At 66.4% G+C, this 16,550-nt stretch carries 17 protein-coding genes; 5 read left to right on the forward strand and 12 right to left on the reverse strand.

Features of this window, described 5'->3' with window-relative positions:
- Positions 1 to 3: 3 nt before the first annotated feature.
- From xylB to ACUY1T_RS11630, 11 genes are all read right to left on the reverse strand, one after another.
- On the reverse strand, positions 4 to 1,488 hold the full coding sequence (gene xylB / locus ACUY1T_RS11580) for a xylulokinase (protein ID WP_446022906.1): 1,485 nt from the start codon (positions 1,486 to 1,488) through the stop codon (positions 4 to 6).
- Entirely contained in the window at positions 1,488 to 2,981 is a 1,494-nt protein-coding gene (locus ACUY1T_RS11585) for a mannitol dehydrogenase family protein (RefSeq protein WP_446022908.1), read from the reverse strand. The genes xylB and ACUY1T_RS11585 overlap by 1 nt, the downstream gene beginning before the upstream one ends.
- A gap of 68 nt (positions 2,982 to 3,049) precedes the next feature.
- Positions 3,050 to 3,673, reverse strand: a complete 624-nt coding sequence (locus ACUY1T_RS11590; protein WP_446022910.1) for a nucleoside triphosphate hydrolase — start codon at positions 3,671 to 3,673, stop codon at positions 3,050 to 3,052.
- Between the two features lie 4 nt (positions 3,674 to 3,677).
- Positions 3,678 to 4,460: an L-iditol 2-dehydrogenase gene (locus tag ACUY1T_RS11595; RefSeq protein WP_446022911.1), complete on the reverse strand. Its 783-nt coding sequence runs from the start codon at positions 4,458 to 4,460 to the stop codon at positions 3,678 to 3,680.
- Positions 4,457 to 5,176, reverse strand: a complete 720-nt coding sequence (locus ACUY1T_RS11600; RefSeq protein ID WP_446022913.1) for an HAD family hydrolase — start codon at positions 5,174 to 5,176, stop codon at positions 4,457 to 4,459. Before ACUY1T_RS11600 ends, ACUY1T_RS11595 begins: the two co-directional genes overlap by 4 nt.
- 11 nt (positions 5,177 to 5,187) lie before the next feature.
- Entirely contained in the window at positions 5,188 to 6,330 is a 1,143-nt protein-coding gene (locus tag ACUY1T_RS11605) for an ABC transporter ATP-binding protein (RefSeq protein WP_446022915.1), read from the reverse strand.
- A gap of 12 nt (positions 6,331 to 6,342) precedes the next feature.
- Positions 6,343 to 7,257: a carbohydrate ABC transporter permease gene (locus ACUY1T_RS11610; protein WP_446022917.1), complete on the reverse strand. Its 915-nt coding sequence runs from the start codon at positions 7,255 to 7,257 to the stop codon at positions 6,343 to 6,345.
- 15 nt (positions 7,258 to 7,272) lie between these two features.
- Positions 7,273 to 8,163, reverse strand: coding sequence for a carbohydrate ABC transporter permease (locus ACUY1T_RS11615; protein WP_446022919.1), 891 nt, complete (start codon positions 8,161 to 8,163; stop codon positions 7,273 to 7,275).
- Between the two features lie 69 nt (positions 8,164 to 8,232).
- Positions 8,233 to 9,537, reverse strand: coding sequence for an ABC transporter substrate-binding protein (locus ACUY1T_RS11620; protein WP_446022921.1), 1,305 nt, complete (start codon positions 9,535 to 9,537; stop codon positions 8,233 to 8,235).
- Between the two features lie 148 nt (positions 9,538 to 9,685).
- Entirely contained in the window at positions 9,686 to 10,645 is a 960-nt protein-coding gene (locus ACUY1T_RS11625) for a sugar-binding transcriptional regulator (RefSeq protein WP_446022922.1), read from the reverse strand.
- A 26-nt stretch (positions 10,646 to 10,671) separates the two neighbouring features.
- Positions 10,672 to 11,229: an NUDIX hydrolase gene (locus tag ACUY1T_RS11630; RefSeq protein ID WP_446022924.1), complete on the reverse strand. Its 558-nt coding sequence runs from the start codon at positions 11,227 to 11,229 to the stop codon at positions 10,672 to 10,674.
- Between the two features lie 70 nt (positions 11,230 to 11,299).
- Between ACUY1T_RS11630 and ACUY1T_RS11635 the strand changes: the two genes are divergently transcribed.
- From ACUY1T_RS11635 to ACUY1T_RS11655, 5 genes are all read left to right on the forward strand, one after another.
- The gene (locus tag ACUY1T_RS11635; protein WP_446022925.1) at positions 11,300 to 11,944 is read left to right on the forward strand and encodes a CoA pyrophosphatase; all 645 of its coding nucleotides are present in this window, start codon (positions 11,300 to 11,302) and stop codon (positions 11,942 to 11,944) included.
- Positions 11,945 to 11,987: 43 nt separating this feature from the next.
- The gene (locus ACUY1T_RS11640) at positions 11,988 to 12,647 is read left to right on the forward strand and encodes a 2OG-Fe(II) oxygenase (RefSeq protein WP_446022926.1); all 660 of its coding nucleotides are present in this window, start codon (positions 11,988 to 11,990) and stop codon (positions 12,645 to 12,647) included.
- Positions 12,647 to 14,227: a PAS domain-containing sensor histidine kinase gene (locus tag ACUY1T_RS11645; protein WP_446022928.1), complete on the forward strand. Its 1,581-nt coding sequence runs from the start codon at positions 12,647 to 12,649 to the stop codon at positions 14,225 to 14,227. The genes ACUY1T_RS11640 and ACUY1T_RS11645 overlap by 1 nt, the downstream gene beginning before the upstream one ends.
- On the forward strand, positions 14,224 to 14,871 hold the full coding sequence (locus tag ACUY1T_RS11650) for a response regulator transcription factor (RefSeq protein ID WP_446022930.1): 648 nt from the start codon (positions 14,224 to 14,226) through the stop codon (positions 14,869 to 14,871). Before ACUY1T_RS11645 ends, ACUY1T_RS11650 begins: the two co-directional genes overlap by 4 nt.
- A gap of 73 nt (positions 14,872 to 14,944) precedes the next feature.
- Positions 14,945 to 16,018, forward strand: coding sequence for a fatty acid desaturase (locus tag ACUY1T_RS11655; RefSeq protein WP_446022931.1), 1,074 nt, complete (start codon positions 14,945 to 14,947; stop codon positions 16,016 to 16,018).
- 166 nt (positions 16,019 to 16,184) lie between these two features.
- On the opposite strand, the gene ACUY1T_RS11660 is transcribed toward ACUY1T_RS11655, so the two are convergent.
- Positions 16,185 to 16,550, reverse strand: a complete 366-nt coding sequence (locus ACUY1T_RS11660) for a copper-binding protein (RefSeq protein WP_446022933.1) — start codon at positions 16,548 to 16,550, stop codon at positions 16,185 to 16,187.

Here is a 16,550-nt window from a genome sequence, read left to right on the forward strand (position 1 = left end):
GGTTCAGGCCGGAATGTCATGCTGCGCGGCCAGCGCCTCGCGATACCTCGTGTAGACCGCTTCGTAGGCCTTCACGTTGGTGGCTTCGGGCTCGGCCAGCGAAGCCTCGTCGAGATGCACCAGGCGTTCGCAAAGTGCGGCCAGCGAGAGTTCCCGGCGCTCACACCAGGCCGCCTGCAGCGCAGCCCCCAGCGCCGCGGCATCGGTCACCTGCGGGCAGATCACCTGGGTGCCGGTAATATCGGCCACCATCTGGCGCCAGACTGGGCTTCTCGCGCCGCCGCCGACCAGGCGGATCTGGCTCGCCCCGGCGGCCAGCGGCCCGAGCAGCTCGAGGCCGTAGCGCATGCCGAAGGTGGCACTCTCCACCACCGCCCGGCACAGGTTGGCCTGGGTCAGGTTGCGGCTGTCGAGCCCCAGGAAGCTCGCAGTGGCGTGCGGCAACGCCGGCACCCGCTCGCCATTGAAGAACGGCAGTACCGTCACGCCCTCGGCGCCGATCGGGGCCGCGGCCAGGCGCTCGCCGAAAGCCGCCAGGTCGAGGTCGAACAACTCGCGCACCAGGGTGCTGGCCGAGGTCACGTTCATGGTGCAGATCAGCGGTAGCCAGCCGCCGTGGCTGGCGCAGAAGTTGGCGACCATGTCGCTTTCGGCGCGCACCGGCTCGGGCGAATAGGCACAGACGGTGCCCGAGGTGCCGAGGCTCAGGGTGACGATGCCGGGAACGATGTTGCCGGTGCCGATGGCGCCGAGCATGTTGTCGCCACCCCCGCTCGCGACCAGGATGCCCTCACCCAGCCCCAGCTCACGGGCCACTTCCGGGCGCAGCGTTCCGGCAGGTTCACGGGAGTCGATCAACCGCGGCAGCACGTGCTCGGGGTCGAGCTCCGGGGCGATCTCGGCGAAGACGTCGTGACGCCACTGCCGGCTGCGAGTATTGAAGTAGCCGGTACCCGACGCATCGCCCGCCTCCGCCACCTTCTCGCCGGTGAGCCAGAAGTTGAGATAGTCATGGGGCAGCAGGATGGCATCGATGCGCCGATAGACGTCCGGATGAACCTCGCGCAGCCAGGCGACCTTCGACGCGGTGTAGCCGGTCTGAAGCACCAGCCCGAGCCGCTCGAGACAACCCGCCGGGCCGCCGAGGCGCTCGACCAGCGCGTCGTTGTGCGCCGCCGTCTCGGTATCGCACCACAGCTTGGCCGGATGCACCGGCTGGCCCTTGGCATCCAGCGCCACCATGCCGTGCTGCTGGCCGGAAACGCCAATGGCGCGGATCGCGCGACGCTCGATGCCGGCCCGACTCACGGCCTCCTCGAACGCTCCGCGGAAGGCCTCGAGCCACTCCTGGGGCTGCTGCTCGCGGCGCCCGTTCTCGCCCTCCACCAGGCGGTGCGGACGGCTCGCCTCGGCGAGGATCGCCTCGCCCTCGACATCGACCACCACCACCTTGGTGCTCTGGGTACCGCAGTCCACCCCGATATACATCACTCCGCTCCTTGTTCTCGCTCCCCGGCCAGGGCTTCAAGGGTAGCGCGCGCACCTCGTTCATGCAGGCTCTTCAGGGCAGCCAGATAGGCCTCGCGGAAACGCTCGTGCTCGGCCAGGTCACCGAACAGCTCACGGTTTTCGATGAAGGCAGTGGGCCGCGTACGGTTGGCAGCGGCCAGCACCATCAGTTCGTCCTTGAGGCGGTCGACCACCGCGATGGGCTGGCCCTGTTCGTCGATGCCCTCCGCGTAGCGCGCCCAGCTTGCCACCACCGCCGCGCTGCGGTGGATCTCGCCGCCTGTCGCGAGCTGCTCGCGAATCACGGGCACCAGCCACTTGGGAATGCGATCGGAGCTCTCGGCACAAAGCCTCGCCAGGGTGTCCTTGATCTCGGGATTGGCGAAGCGCTCGATCAGGGTCAGACGGTACTGCTCGAGATCTACCCCCGGCACCGGCGCCAGGGTCGGGCTGCCTTCGTGGCGCATGTAGCCGAGCAGGAAGTCGACTAACAGCGGGTCCCGGCACGCCTCGTGGGCGTAGCGATAACCCGCCAGGTAACCGAAGTAGCACAGCGCCTGGTGGCTGGCGTTGAGCAGGCGCAGCTTCATCAGCTCGTAGGGTTCGACATCCTCGACCACCTGCACGCCAACCTGCTCGAAGGACGGCCTGCCGCTGACGAAATGATCCTCCAGTACCCATTGCGTAAAGGGCTCGCATACCACCGGCCAGGCATCCTCGACGCCGAACTCACGCGCCAGCTCCTCGATATCCGCCGGCTGGGTCACCGGCGTGATGCGGTCGACCATGGCATTGGGAAAGGCCACCTCGGCTTCGAGCCACTGCCCCAGGGCAGGGTCGCGTGCCCGGGCGAAGGCCGTGAACATGCGCCTGGCCACCTCGCCGTTGCCCTGGATGTTGTCGCAGGACATGATCGTGAACGGTGCCAGGCCGCGCTCACGCCGCCGGGCCAACGCCTCGACCACCAGGCCGAAGGTAGTACGCGGCACCTGCGGGTGGTCGAGATCATGGCGCACGTCGGGGTTGCCGAGGTCGAACTCGCCGCTCACCGGATGGAAGTTGTACCCTCCTTCGGTGACGGTCAGCGAGACGATGCGAATGGCGGGGTCGGCCATGCGCTCGATGGCGGCCTCGGGGTCGTCGGGGGCGAACAGGTAGTCGAGCATGGCGCCGATCACGCGCGGCTCGCGCTCGCCATTCGGATGCTTCACCACCAGCGTATAGAGATGGTCCTGCGCCGCCAGCGCTTCCTGCATGCGCCGGTCGCCGGGCATCACGCCGACCCCAACGATGCCCCAATCGAGCGCCTCGCCGCGGTTCATCAGTTCGTCGAGGTACATGGCCTGGTGAGCGCGATGGAATCCGCCGACGCCGATGTGCACGATACCCGGCGTCAGCGCCTGGCGGTCGTAGCTCGGCACGGCGATGCGTGGATCGAGGCGGGTGAGCGTGGCGTTGCTGAGAGCAGGCATGAGGGCACTCCTTGCCGCGGGCGGCAATGAACGAAAAATGATGGATGGCAACGGCAGCGTGACGCGGCCTAACGCCAGTAGAGGTCCGGCGCGACGGATTCGCGCTTGATCAGCCGGGCATTGAGCATGTCCTTGTTTCGCGCCTTGTCGACGGCGCCCTGCTGCTCCTGGCCCATCCCCAGCCAGCGCTGGATCAGGCGCGCCTCGAGCACTTCGTCGGCCACCTCGAGGAATAGCGTCATGTCGAACAGGGCGTGCAGTTCGCGCCACGGGTCGCGATCGAGCAGCAGGTAGTTGCCCTCGACGATGACCAGGCGATGCTCGAGGGTAATCAGGCGCCCGCCGGCCCGGGCCAGGTCCAGCGGGCGGTCGAACACCGGCACCGCTACGGTTCTGTCGGCACGGCGAATGCGCTCCAGGTCGTGCTTCAAGCCATCGGGGTCGAAGGTCTCCGGCGCCCCCTTGATCGGCAGTTGGCCCAGCGGCTCGAGGATGGCGTTGTCGAGGTGGTAGCCGTCCATCGGCACCACCGCGGCAATGCCTGGCGCTCTCTCGTTTAGCTCGCGACACAGCCACTCGGAAAGGAACGACTTGCCCGCCCCCGGCGGCCCGGCCAGGGCGACGATGAAGCGTTGCCGGTTCTCGGCGGCCTCCAGTAAACGCACCGCCATGTCATGAATATTGGGGTTCATTTTTTCAACTCATCCAGTTGCCACCGTCGACATTTAGAGTTTGGGCTACGACATATTCGCTATCATCCGAGGCAAGAAACACCGCCGCCCCGGCATGATCCTCCGGCCTGCCCATGCGCCCGAAGGGCACTGCCTCACCCACCAGGCGCTTCTTCTCGCCCAGCGGGCGGTTCTCATAGCGGGCGAACAGCGCATCGACCTCGTCCCACATCGGCGTGTCGACCACGCCCGGCGCGATGCCGTTGACGCGAATGCCGTAGCGGATCAGGTCGAGCGCGCACGACTGGGTGAGGCTGATGACCGCCGCTTTGGTGGCGCAGTAGGTACTCACCAGCGCTTCACCGCGACGCCCCGCCTGGGAGGCCATGTTGATGATCGCCCCGCCCTCGCCACGGGCCACCATGTGCAGGGCCACCGCCTGCAGGGTAAAGAACAGCCCCTTGGTGTTGACGGCGAACTGCCGATCGAAGCTGCCCTCGCTGACCTCGAGCACCGGTGCCATGTCGAAAACCGCCGCGTTATTGACCAGGATGTCGATGGCGCCGAGGTGCTGCGTCACGGCCTGGATCATCGCCGCGATCGAGTCGCGATCGCAGACGTCGAGGCGCACCCCCATGACGCGGTCGGCCCCCAAGTGACGCAAACCCGCTACCGCCTCCTCCACCGCGGCCACGTCGATATCGGCAACGGCGACCCGCGCCCCCTCGGCGAGATAGCGCTCGGCGATGGCCAGGCCGATGCCGCGTGCGCCGCCGGTGATGACAGCCACCTTGTCTTGCAGTTTCATCTCGGACTTTCCTCGTTGGTTTCGCTCGCGGCCGCACTCGCGCTAACAACGCGACCTTCGTGCCATTGTTGAATCAATGCCTCCAGGCCATGCATGGCCGGCAGCACCCGCCACGCCCCCGCCTGGTGCAGCCGCTCGGCGTGGCCGTCCTCGATATGGCTGGCACCGGTGAAGCCGATCACCGTCATGCCCGCGGTATGCGCCGCCGTCACCCCGGAAACGCTGTCCTCGACCACCAGGCAGTCGCCCGGCGCCCGGCCCATCCTGCGCGCCGCCAGCAGGTAAAGGTCGGGCGCCGGCTTGGGTCGTTCGACCTCATCGGCCGTGAACAGCGGCACCTCGCCCAGCCGGGCGTCGAGCCCGGTAACGGCGAGCGACGCCAGCACCCGCTGGCGGCGGCTGTTGGAGACGATGGCCAGCGGCAGCTCGATCCGAGCCAGCGTTTCCGCCACACCCTCGACGGCACGTAGCTCCTCAGCCAGGCGCGCCTCGATGGCGCTGTCGATGCGCTCCAGCGCATCCGCCGGCAGCCGATGCGCACTCTGCCGCTCCAGCCGGGCGAGGATCGCCGCGGTAGTCATGCCCAGCGCCTGGCGTAGGGCGACATCCTCGGAGATGTCCGGCAACAGCAGGTTGAGCTGTTCCAGCAGCGTCGCCTCGGCGACGACCTCGCTGTCCACCAGCACGCCGTCGCAGTCGAAGATCAAGGTTTCCATGCCTACCCCGCTCATTGGCCGCTGGCCACGCTTGGCGTGCGGTTGTCCTGACGGTTGAGCCCGGCCAGGGGGTGGCGCGACAGGCTCGGCAAGGCCAGGTCCGCGGCGTCGAAGAGATGGGCACAGGCGCGATCGAAGCCGAAGCGCAGGGTATCGCCGACCCGGCTATCCACGTTGCCGTCGGCACTCACCGTGACCAGGGTGTCCTGCATGCGCACGTAGAGCGAGGTCACCCCGCCGAGGCGCTCGATCACCTCGATGCGCCCCGAGAGCGGCCCTTCGGGCTCGATCTGCAGGTGCTCGGGGCGAATGCCCAGCGTCAGTGACTCATCGTTCAGGCCAGTGCCGTCCACCGGCACCTCGCGGGTCGCCCCGTCCGGCAGGCGCACCTCAACCCCCGAGGAAGAGGCATTCACCAGCTCCACCGTCAGGAAGTTCATCTTCGGCGAGCCGATGAAGCCGGCCACGAAACGGTTGCGCGGATGGTGGTAGAGCTCCATCGGCGAGCCCACCTGCTCGACCACGCCGCCCTGCAGCACGACGATCTTGTCGGCCATGGTCATGGCCTCGATCTGATCGTGGGTGACGTAGATCATGGTGGCGTCGAGCTCCTCGTGCAGGCGCGCCAGCTCGATGCGCATCTGCACCCGCAGCGCCGCGTCGAGATTGGAGAGCGGCTCGTCGAACAGGAAGATGCTGGGGTTGCGCACGATGGCGCGACCGATCGCCACGCGCTGGCGCTGCCCACCCGAGAGCGCCTTGGGCTTGCGTTCGAGCAGCGGCTCGAGCTGCAGCACCGACGCCGCCTCACGCACCTTGCGGCGGCGCTCCTCCTTCGGCACGCCGGCAAGCTTGAGGCTAAAGCCCATGTTGTCCTCGACGGTCATGTGCGGATAGAGCGCATAGCTCTGGAACACCATCGCCAGGCCGCGCTCGGCCGGGCCGACCTCGTTGATGCGTTGCCCGTCGATCAGGATGTCGCCCGAGGTGGCGCTCTCGAGGCCGGCGATGATGCGCAGCAGGGTCGACTTGCCACAGCCGGAGGGGCCGACGAAGACCACGAACTCGCGGTCGTTGACCTCCAGGTCGACGCCCTTGATGACCTGGGTGTCGTCGAACTGCTTGACGATGTTGTTGAGTTTTAGCGTTGCCATGGGGAAACCTCGTTACTTGACGGCGCCGAAGGTGAGGCCACGTACCATCTGCTTCTGGGTCAACCAGCCGAAGATCAGGATCGGCGCGATCGCCATGGTGGAGGCGGCAGACAGCTTGGCCCAGAACAGCCCCTCGGGACTCGAGAATGACGCGATGTAGGCGGTAAGCGGAGCGGCGTTCGAAGACGTCAGGTTGAGGCTCCAGAACGCCTCGTTCCAGCTCAGGATCACCGACAGCAGCCCGGTGGAGGCAATGCCGGGAAGGGTCAGCGGCAACAGCAGGTAAAGCACTTCCTGGAAGGTGTTGGCCCCGTCCATGCGCCCCGCCTCGAGGATGTCCCGCGGCAGATCCTTGAAGAAGGTGTAGAGCATCCAAACCACGATCGGCAGGTTCATCAGGGTGTAGACGATGATCAGTCCGGTGCGGGTGTCGAGCAGGCCGAAGTCGCGAAAGATCAGGTAGATCGGCACCAGCACACCCACCGGTGGCAGCATCTTGGTGGAGAGCATCCACAGCAGCGTGCCCTTGGTGCGCTTGGTCGGCAGGAACGCCATGGCATAGGCCGAGGGAATGGCAATGGCCAGCGCCAGCAGGGTCGAGCCGAAGGCCACCACCACGCTGTTGAGGGCGAACTTGAAGTAATCGGCCCGGGCCTGCACGGCGACGTAGCTTTCGAACGTCGGCGTGAAGATCAGGCTGGGGTCGGCGATCGCTTCGGCCTCGGTCTTGAAGCCGGTCAGCACCATCCACAGGATGGGGAAGAAGATGACCAGCGCAATGCCCCAGCCCAGCAGCGTCAGCCATACCCGTCGCGCGCCGGCGCTGGGCACCAGCGGCGTGTGACGGGCACGCGCCTCGCTGGCGGCGGAAGCGCTTGCCAGTTGGCCATCGGCCGGCAGGGCCTGCTTTGTCTTGAGTGTGGTCATGAGTGGCTCCTCGCCTCAGCTTTCCAGGTTCCTGGCCACCAGCCGGACCAGGAAGATGGCAACGATGTTGGCCAGGATGATGGCGACCACCCCGCCCGCGGAGGCCAGGCCGACGTCGAAGTCGAGCAACGCCTGGATGTAGATCAGGAACGCCAGGTTAGTGGTGGCGAGCCCCGGCCCACCGGAGGTGGTGACGTAGATCTCGGCGAAGATCGTCAGCAGGAAGATCATCTGGATCATGATCACCACGCTGATGGCACGCTTCAGGTGCGGCAAGGTGATGTAGAAGAACACCGCAATGGGCCCCGCCCCGTCCATGCGTGCCGCCTCGACCTGGTCGTCATCGAGCGACTGCATGGCGGTGAGCAGGATCAGCAGCGCGAACGGCAGCCACTGCCAGGCCACGATGATGATGATCGAGGTCAGCGGCAGCGACGAGAACCAGTCCACCGCCGGCAGGCCGAATACCCCGGCGAGCCACGCCAGCACCCCGTTGGAGGGGTGCATCATCATGTTCTTCCACACCAGGGCGCTGACCGTGGGCATGACGAAGAACGGCGAGATAGCCAGCACCCGGGCGATGCCGCGGCCGGGGAACTCCTGCTGGAACAGCACGGCAAGCAGAACGCCGCCGACCACGGTGATCGCCAGTACCGAGCCCACCATCAGCAGGGTATTGCCCATGGCGCGCCATAGGGCCGGGTCGCTGAACAGGTACTCGTAGTTCTCCAGGCCGGCGAAACCCTCCATGCCCGGCATCAACAGGTTGTAGCGCTGCAGCGAGAACCATACGGTCATGCCCAGCGGGACCAGCATCCACAGCAGCAGCAGCGTGACCGCGGGGGCCTGCAGGGACAGCGAGCGCAGGCCACCGACGGTACGCCCGGAGGCGCGTGTCTTGCTCATAGCATCACCACGTAGCGTTGGGAATTGGCCGCCGAGGCATGGCCCCGGCAGCAGGGTGAGTGCAGCGGATCAGTAACCGGCGCGCTGCATCGTGCGCGCGGTGGCGCGCTGGGCGTTCTGCAGCGCCTGCTCGACGCTGGTATCGCCGGTCAACGCCGAGGCGATGGTCTGGCCCACCTGGGTACCGATGGACTGGAACTCGGGGATGCCGACGAACTGCACGCCGACATAGGGGCTCGGCTCCAGCGTCGAGTCGGTCGGGTCGGCACTGTTGATCGCATCGAGCACGAAGCCGGCAAAGGGCGCCTCGCGCTGATAGTTCTCGTTCGCGTAGGTAGACTCCCGGGTACCCGGCGGCACGCTGGTCCAGCCCTGGGTCTCGCCGACCAGTTCGACGTACTCCTGGGAGGTGGCCCAGGTCAGGAAGGTCTGGGCGGCTTCCTGTTTCTCGGAGGAGGCGGGAATGGCCAGTGCCCACGACCACAGCCAGTGCGCCCCCTTGGGTGTCTCGGCCACCGGTGCCGGCGCGAAACCAAGCCGGTCGGCCACCTGCGATTCGGCCGGGTTGTAGAGCTTGCCCGCCGCCGAGGTGGCGTCGACCCACATGGCACAGTTGCCGCGCGAGAACAGCGCCAGGTTCTCGTTGAAGCCGTTGGAGCTGGCCCCGGGCGGACCGTAGTTGCCGAGCAGGTCGACGTAGAAGCCGATCGCCTCCTGCCAGGCCGGCGAGTCGAGTTCCGGGTTCCACTCCTCGTCGAACCAGCGCCCGCCGAAGGTGTTCACCAGGGTGGAAACGAAGGCCATGTTCTCGCCCCAGCCCGGCTTGCCGCGCAGGCAGATGCCGGCCAGCTGGTTGCTGGGGTCATGCAGCTCGGCGGCCCATTCGCGCACCTGCTCCCAGCTCGGCTGCTCGGGCATCTCGATGCCGGCCTCCTCGAACAGGTCGGTACGGTAGTAGAGCATCGAACTCTCGGCATAGAACGGCAGCGCGTAGAGCGAGCCATCGTGACTGAGGCCATCGCGCACCGGCTGAAGCAGATCGTCCTCGCGATAGGCCTCGGGCAGGTCGTCGAGGGCGGCCAGCCAGCCGCGCTCGGCCCAGATCGGCGCCTCGTAGGTACCGATGGTCAGGACGTCGAACTGGCCGCCCCCGGTAGCGATATCGGTGGTCAGGCGCTGGCGCAGCACGTTCTCCTCGAGCACCACCCAGTTGACCTCGATACCCGGATGGGCCTCCTCGAAGGCCTCGGTCAGGCTCTGCATGATCACCATGTCGTTGTTGTTGACCGTAGCGACGGTGATGGTCTCGGCCTGAGCCGCGGTAGCGACGGCGACCGTCAGGCCGGCCAGGGGAAAGGCGTGAGCGAACTTCATGTCGGGCTCCTGTGTGCGGGCTTGCCCATCGGGGCGTTGTAGTTGGTAGCCGGGAGTCGTTGTTTTGATCAAATACTCAGTTGACGATCAAATGATCGGACACAAGGCAAAAAAAGGCAAAGACAACCCCCTTAGACTTTAGGCTATCCTAGGCGAGGTCTTCGTTCTCGAGGATGAAGCGCGCGGCGCTCTCGTCGGTGATGAGCCCCTTGAGCCAGCCGCCACGCAGCGCGGCAAGAATGGCCGGTCCCTTGTCGCGCCCGCCGGCCAGGGCCACCAGGGTCTGGTTGCGGAACATGGTGAGCGGCAAGCTGGTGACGCGCCGGGTGATGGAGCACTCGATCACCTGGCCGGCCTGATCGAGGGGCCAGCCGAGCAGCTCGCCCACGGCCTCTCGCGAGAGCAGCTCGTCGAGTTCGGCTTCGCTGATGAAGTGATCCTGGAACAGGGTGGCCTGGCGGTCGATGCGCCCCACCCCGATATAGGCCGCCTCGGCATCCTTGGCGATCTCGACGATGGCCTGGAACAGGCGCTGGCCAAGCATCGCCTCCTTCTCCTCCACCGAGCCGGCCACCACCGGCGCCGGCAGCAGGAAGCGCTCGCCGCCGGTCTTGTCGGCCAGCACCATCACGCCGTCGTAGCGGTTGGCCGAGCCGTCGCGGGCGACATTGCCCACCAGCGAGACGAAGCGATGCTGGGGACGCTCGATGCGGCTGAGCGCCTCCACCGTGGCACGCACCGAACGTCCCGTGCCCAGCGACAGGGTCAGCGGCTCGGAGCGCTCGATCAGCCTGGCCAGCCGCTCCGCTCCCGCCACTGCCAGGTAGTGAGCGCTGCTGTCGGGGGCCTCGGGGTCGGCCGGCACCACGTCGCAGAACTCGAGCCCGAAGCGCTTGAGGATGGCATCCGACATCACCATGCAATTGGCCAGCGGATGGTCGATATGCACCTTGACCAGCCCCTCCTGGCGCGCCAGGGCCAGCAGCCGCTGCACGCCGGGGCGCGATACCCCGAGCTGGCTGGCGATCTCGTCCTGGGTTCGTCCTCCCACATAGGAAAGCCAGGCCGCGCGTGCCGCCTGGTCCAGCTTCAGCTCGAACTTGTCCACGTTACCCGTTCCCTCTCGCTTGCCCATCAGGCTGAACCGAAGTAGCGCTCGCGATCCTCGGCGGTGATGTCGCTGATATGCAGCGGATAGTGACCGTTGTCGCGGTCGGCGTAGAAATGGCGCAGGGTGCGCTCGATGGTGGGAAAGGCCAGCTCCTCCCAAGGGATCTCGTGCTCCTCGAACAGTGCCACCTCGAGGCTCTCCGGCCCGGCACAGAAGCTGCCCGTGAGGTCGGCGCGGAAGATCATGTAGACCTGGTTGATGTGCGGCAGGTTGATCAGGGTATAGAGCCCGTGGATGCTGACCTCGGCGCAGGCTTCCTCCCAGGTTTCGCGGGCGGCGGCCTCGACGGTGGTCTCGGCGTTCTCCATGAAGCCCGCCGGCAGGGTCCAGAAGCCCTTGCGGGGGGAGATGGCCCGACGACAGAGCAGGACGCGCGAACCGCTCACCGGCAGCGTACCGGCAACGATGCGGGGGTTCTGGTAATGGATCGAGCCGCAGGCATCGCACAGGTACCTGGGCCGGTCATCCCCTGCCGGGATCGCGAAGCGCACGGGTTGGCCACAGTGGCTGCAAAAGTTCATGGGTCTCCCTGGCAGGCTTGACGTCGGCAAAGGCCCCCGGGTAGAAGGAATCAAAGCCGATGGAAACCCCATGTTAGAGAAACTTCGCAAGCGCCTGCAAGCACACGCTCCCCGCCACATGCGCCTCGCCATGCCTCAGGCCGCGGTGCTGATGCCGATCGTCGACCGGCCCGAACCGACACTGCTGTTCACCCGCCGGGCGGGGCATCTCAATACCCACAGCGGCCAGGTGGCATTTCCCGGCGGCAAGCGCGAGGACGCCGACCACGACCTGCTGACCACGGCACTGCGTGAATCCCACGAGGAGATCGCCCTGCCGCCGGACCGTGTCGAGCTGCTCGGTCGCCTGTCGGACGTGATCTCGCTGCACGGCATCCTGGTCACGCCCTACGTGGGCCTGATCCCACCGGACCTGCCGCTCGCACCCGACCCCGGCGAGCTGGACGCTATCTTCGAGGTGCCGCTGGCGCTGTTCCTCGAGGACCGGCGCCACCACACCGACGTGATCCCGGTGAACGGCCGCCCCCACTACGTGCCCAGCTACCATACCCAGGGCCAGGTGATCTGGGGCCTCTCGGCGATGATGCTGGTGGAACTGCTGGCGGAGGGGTTCGAGCGCCCCATCAGCCTGTTCGATGAGCCGCCACACGGTCGGCTATGTTATTTTCCCGAACGGCTGCTGCGCAGCCCCGAAACCGAAACCCGTATTTCCTGATTTCACCCGGTTCCGTCATTACCGCGGAGGTTCCGCCTCGCCCATGTCGCTTCTCGTTCGCCCGGCCTTCGCGGCCAGCGCCCTGCCCCACCTGGTCGATGCCCTGGTCGAGCAGGGCTGGTTCATCGGCGAAGGCTTTCTCGACGCCGAGCTGTGCCATGACCTGCACCGGGAGCTTGCGGAGATGGCCGAGCGCGAGGCGCTGGCCGCCGCCGGTATCGGCCGCGGTGACGAGCACCGGCTGCGCCGTGACATTCGCGGCGATGCCATCCACTGGCTCGACCGCGAGAGCCTGGCCCAGCGCCGCTACCTGGAAGCCATGGGCGAGCTGCAGCGCGAGCTGAACCAGGCACTGTTCCTGGGGCTGTTCGAGTACGAGGCCCACTTCGCCCACTACCCGCCCGGGGCTTTCTACAAGAAGCATCTCGACAGCTTCCGCGGGCGCGCCAATCGGGTCGTTTCCACGGTCGGCTACCTCAACCCCGACTGGCCTGCGGATGGCGGCGGCGAGATGGCGATCTTCGCCGCCGACGATCCCGGGCGGGAGGTGGCCCGGGTACGCCCAGAGGCCGGCAACTTCGCCTGCTTTCTCTCCGAGAACGTGCCCCACGAGGTATTGCCGACCCGCCTGCCGCGAGCCAGCATCGCCGGCTGGTTCCGGCGCAACGCCTCGCTGGGTGGCCTGGTGGACCCGGCGCGCTGATGGCCAGCGAGATCGAGGCGCTGCGCGCACGCCTGGCCGAGCTCGAGGCCCAGAACGCCGAACTCGAAGCGAGAGCCAGCGAGCTGGACGAGGAGAAGCGCCACTATCAGTGGCTGGCCGAGAGCACCACCGACCTGATCTCCCGCCACGCCCGCGACGGCACCTTCCTCTACGCCTCCCAGGCCGCCCGCGACCTCCTCGGCTACGAGCCCGAGGAGTTGATCGGCGTGTCGGCCTACGACCTGTTCCACCCTTCCGACCTCGCCGACCTGCTCAACAAGTCGCCGCGGGTCTACTATCACGACGGCTTCTATCAGCAGACCTACCGCTTCCGCGCCAAGAGCGGCCTCTACGTGTGGTTCGAGACCACTAGCCGCACCCGCCGCGACCCGGCCACCGGCGAGCTGATCGACGTGCTCTGCGTCTCCCGCGACGTGGGTCGGCGCATTCGCGCCGAGGCCAACCGCGAACGCCTGGCTCGGGTAGTGGAATCCACCACCGACTACGTGCTGTTCTGCGACGGCGACGAGCGGCTGTTCTACTCCAACGAGGCGGCCAGGAGGCTGCTGGGCCTACCACGGGAGGGGCTCGATGCGCGGCTGGAGCAGGCCTATACGCCGGCATCGCTCGCCATCCTGCGCGAGATCGTGCTGCCCGCCGTGGCCCGCTATGGCTCCTGGAGCGGTGAATTGGAAATGCCGGGGCCCAAGGGGGCGGTGCCGGTGCTCAGCGTGGTGCTGGCCCACCGCGGCCCCGGCGCCGAGCCCGATCACCTCTCCCTGCTAAATCGCGACATTGGCCTGCGCAAGGCCGCCGAGGCCCAGGCGCGGCACCATCAGGAGCAGATCGCCCACGCCAACCGCCTGGCCACCACCGGCGAGCTGGCGTCGAACATCGCCCACGAACTCAACCAACCGTTGGGCGCCATCGCCAACTACGCCAGCGGCGCGCTGATGCAACTGCGCGCCGACCCACAGCGACCGGCCAGCGACCTGGCCCTACCGCTGAAACGCATCGACGAGCAAGTGCAACGGCTGGCACAGCGTTTGCGCCATATCCGTACCTTCGTGCGCAAGGGGCAGACCCGGCCACGACCGGTCGCGCTGCTCAATGTGGTCGATGCCGCCTGCCGCCTGTGCGAATGGCAGTACCAGCAGGCTGGTATCGCCCTCGACCACGACCTGCCGGAAGCCCTGCCTCGCATCCAGGCCGACCCCATCGCCCTGGAGCAGGTGATGGTCAACCTGCTGCTCAATGCGCTGGAGGCGAGCCGCGAGCGCCCCGAAGCAACGCGGGTGGAGATTCGCGCGCACCAAAGCGGCCCCCGAGAGGTCACCTTCAGCGTCAGCGACCAAGGCCCCGGCATCGGCGCCGACGAGGCTCAGACGATTTTCACACCCTTCCATTCCAGCCGCCCGGAAGGGCTCGGTATGGGCTTGGCCATCAGCCGCTCGCTGATGGAGGCCATGGGCGGCAGCCTGGTTCTGAGCGACAGTTCCGAGGGCGCCACCTTTACCGGTACACTGCTGGCCGAACCGAGCCCCACTTACCGCAGCAAGCCGCCCCGGAGCCAGCCGTGACCCAACCCACCGCCGCCCCTTGTATCGCCGTGGTCGACGACGACGAAGCGCTGCGCGACTCGCTGGCCTGGCTGCTCGACTCCGTGGGGCTGGCCACCCGTGCCTTCGCCGACGGCGAGGCCTTCCTCGCCGCCGCGCCCGAGAGCTTCGATGCCGTACTGCTGGACGTGCGCATGCCCGGGCTCTCGGGTCTTCAGGTACAGCAGCGCCTCCTTGAGCGAGGCGATATCGCACCGGTCATCTTCATGACCGGCCACGGCGACGTGCCCATGGCCGTGGCTGCGCTCAAGGCCGGCGCCTTCGACTTCATCGAGAAACCCTTCAACCACCAGCAGCTGATCGACGCCATACAGCAGGCGCTGGCCGAACACCAAAGGTTACGCACGGTGCGCCAGCGCATCGATTCCCTGCGCGGCCGCTATGACGCCCTGCGCCCCAAGGAGCGCGAAATACTGGTACACGTGGCCGAAGGCATGACCAGCCGCGAGATCGCCGAGCATCTGGACGTCAGCGCCAAGACGGTGGAGGTCTATCGGCTGCGGGGCATGAAGGCGCTAGGTGCCGGCAACCTGGCCGAGCTGGTGCGAATCTGCGTGGCGCTGGGGCTGGTCGAGGCGCTGCCGACGGAACCACGGCAGCAGTAGGCGTTCGCCTCACGCACGCGCCGGGCCATGCCGACGACCCCCGATTGCGTGCGGTACCGTACAGACAGCGTGCGTGACGGACGCCAACCTACAACTCATGGATTCCCAAGCGCCGACTATCGACATCACTACCGAGCCACGGGCATTGAAGCGCGCCCTGGGTGAGTACCGCACGCCGCGCCTGGCGCGCAGCATAGTGGAACTCATGATCACGGTGATCCCCTTCGCCGCCCTCTGGATACTGATATGGAGCACCCTGAGTGCCGGCTACTGGCTTGGCCTGTTGTTCACCGTACCCGCCGCGGGGTTTCTCGTGCGCTTGTTCATGATCCAGCACGACTGCAGCCACGGGTCATTCTTTCGTTCCCGACGTGCCAATGACTGGGTCGGGCGAGCCATCGGCGTCTTGACCCTGACGCCCTACGATCTGTGGCGACACAGCCATGCCCTCCATCATGCCAGCTCCGGCAATCTCGATCGCCCGCGTGTCGGTGGCATCGATACCCTGACCGTGCGCGAGTTTCGGGGCTTGCCGCGAAGGCAGCGGCTCCACTATCGCTTGTACCGGCATCCGCTGGTGCTGTTCGGTCTCGGCCCGGCGTACCTGTTCATCCTGGACCATCGCCTGCCGGTGGGTTTCATGCGCGCGGGCTGGATGCCCTGGCTGAGCACCATGAGCACCAACGCGGCGATCGCGCTGCTCGTTACCAGCATGATCTGGCTGGTCGGCGTGGGCCCCTTTCTGCTCGTGCAACTGCCCATCACGCTTCTCGCCTCCTCGATCGGCGTCTGGCTGTTCTATGTCCAGCACCAGTTCGAGAACACCCTATGGGAGCACGACGACGACTGGACGTTCCACGAGACCGCGCTGCACGGCAGCTCCCACTATGACCTGCCGGCCCCCCTGCGCTGGTTCACCGCCAATATCGGAATCCACCATGTCCATCACCTCTGCAGCCGCATCCCCTCCTACCGGCTGCACGAAGTGCTGTGCGACCATCCCGCACTCCGCCATATCGGCCGCCTCACCCTATGGCAAAGCCTTGCATCGGTGCGGCTCGTGCTGTGGGACGAGGAAAAGCGTCGACTGGTCTCCTTTGCCGAGGCGGACACAACGACCGCCGACCGGGACAGATGTCAATTTTAAATGTCGCCTCACAAGGTTGGCCCAGATACACCCAGACGATGCTTGATATCACTCATTCATGCTCTCCTCAGTTGATGCCACTCTAATTCTCTCTACCAAAGAGGTGATTGGTAGGCATACCACGCCACGATGGATTGCAATGTGGTACGCCCTGGGACGAGCAGCTTTACTGAATAGCTTGGATTGTAATAATTTCGTAGTCGGTTTCACCTATTTGACGCAGCACGAAAGCAACGTGGTCTTCGGAGTTAATGAATTCAGCCAAAGCTGGATCGGCCAAAGCCAGCTCCATGGTCATGGCAGGCCAACGAAGCTCAGCGATCGGCTCGTGAGCCAGTACCACACTACTGCCATCATCAGCCACCGACTGCACGATACCGACGCCCTCCGCCGTGCGCATTTCCTGATGCCCATGGGCGGCAGTGGAAACATGGTTCGCATGCTTTCCATGCCCATGGTCACTGCTGGCTACGGCTGGCCCAGCGATGAGAAAGCTTGCGACAACAGTCAACTGAAGCATCGTAGTTTTCAT

The organism is Billgrantia sp. Q4P2, from assembly GCF_052806135.1.

Coding starts and splice junctions, on each gene's coding strand:
- xylB (WP_446022906.1), bottom strand. CDS start 1,488: ATGTATATCGGGGTGGACTGCGGTACCCAGAGCACCAAGGTGGTGGTG.
- ACUY1T_RS11660 (WP_446022933.1), bottom strand. CDS start 16,550: ATGAAAACTACGATGCTTCAGTTGACTGTTGTCGCAAGCTTTCTCATC.
- ACUY1T_RS11645 (WP_446022928.1), top strand. CDS start 12,647: ATGGCCAGCGAGATCGAGGCGCTGCGCGCACGCCTGGCCGAGCTCGAG.
- ACUY1T_RS11615 (WP_446022919.1), bottom strand. CDS start 8,163: ATGAGCAAGACACGCGCCTCCGGGCGTACCGTCGGTGGCCTGCGCTCG.
- ACUY1T_RS11630 (WP_446022924.1), bottom strand. CDS start 11,229: ATGAACTTTTGCAGCCACTGTGGCCAACCCGTGCGCTTCGCGATCCCG.
- ACUY1T_RS11595 (WP_446022911.1), bottom strand. CDS start 4,460: ATGAAACTGCAAGACAAGGTGGCTGTCATCACCGGCGGCGCACGCGGC.
- ACUY1T_RS11590 (WP_446022910.1), bottom strand. CDS start 3,673: ATGAACCCCAATATTCATGACATGGCGGTGCGTTTACTGGAGGCCGCC.
- ACUY1T_RS11605 (WP_446022915.1), bottom strand. CDS start 6,330: ATGGCAACGCTAAAACTCAACAACATCGTCAAGCAGTTCGACGACACC.
- ACUY1T_RS11610 (WP_446022917.1), bottom strand. CDS start 7,257: ATGACCACACTCAAGACAAAGCAGGCCCTGCCGGCCGATGGCCAACTG.
- ACUY1T_RS11585 (WP_446022908.1), bottom strand. CDS start 2,981: ATGCCTGCTCTCAGCAACGCCACGCTCACCCGCCTCGATCCACGCATC.
- ACUY1T_RS11640 (WP_446022926.1), top strand. CDS start 11,988: ATGTCGCTTCTCGTTCGCCCGGCCTTCGCGGCCAGCGCCCTGCCCCAC.
- ACUY1T_RS11620 (WP_446022921.1), bottom strand. CDS start 9,537: ATGAAGTTCGCTCACGCCTTTCCCCTGGCCGGCCTGACGGTCGCCGTC.
- ACUY1T_RS11600 (WP_446022913.1), bottom strand. CDS start 5,176: ATGGAAACCTTGATCTTCGACTGCGACGGCGTGCTGGTGGACAGCGAG.
- ACUY1T_RS11635 (WP_446022925.1), top strand. CDS start 11,300: ATGTTAGAGAAACTTCGCAAGCGCCTGCAAGCACACGCTCCCCGCCAC.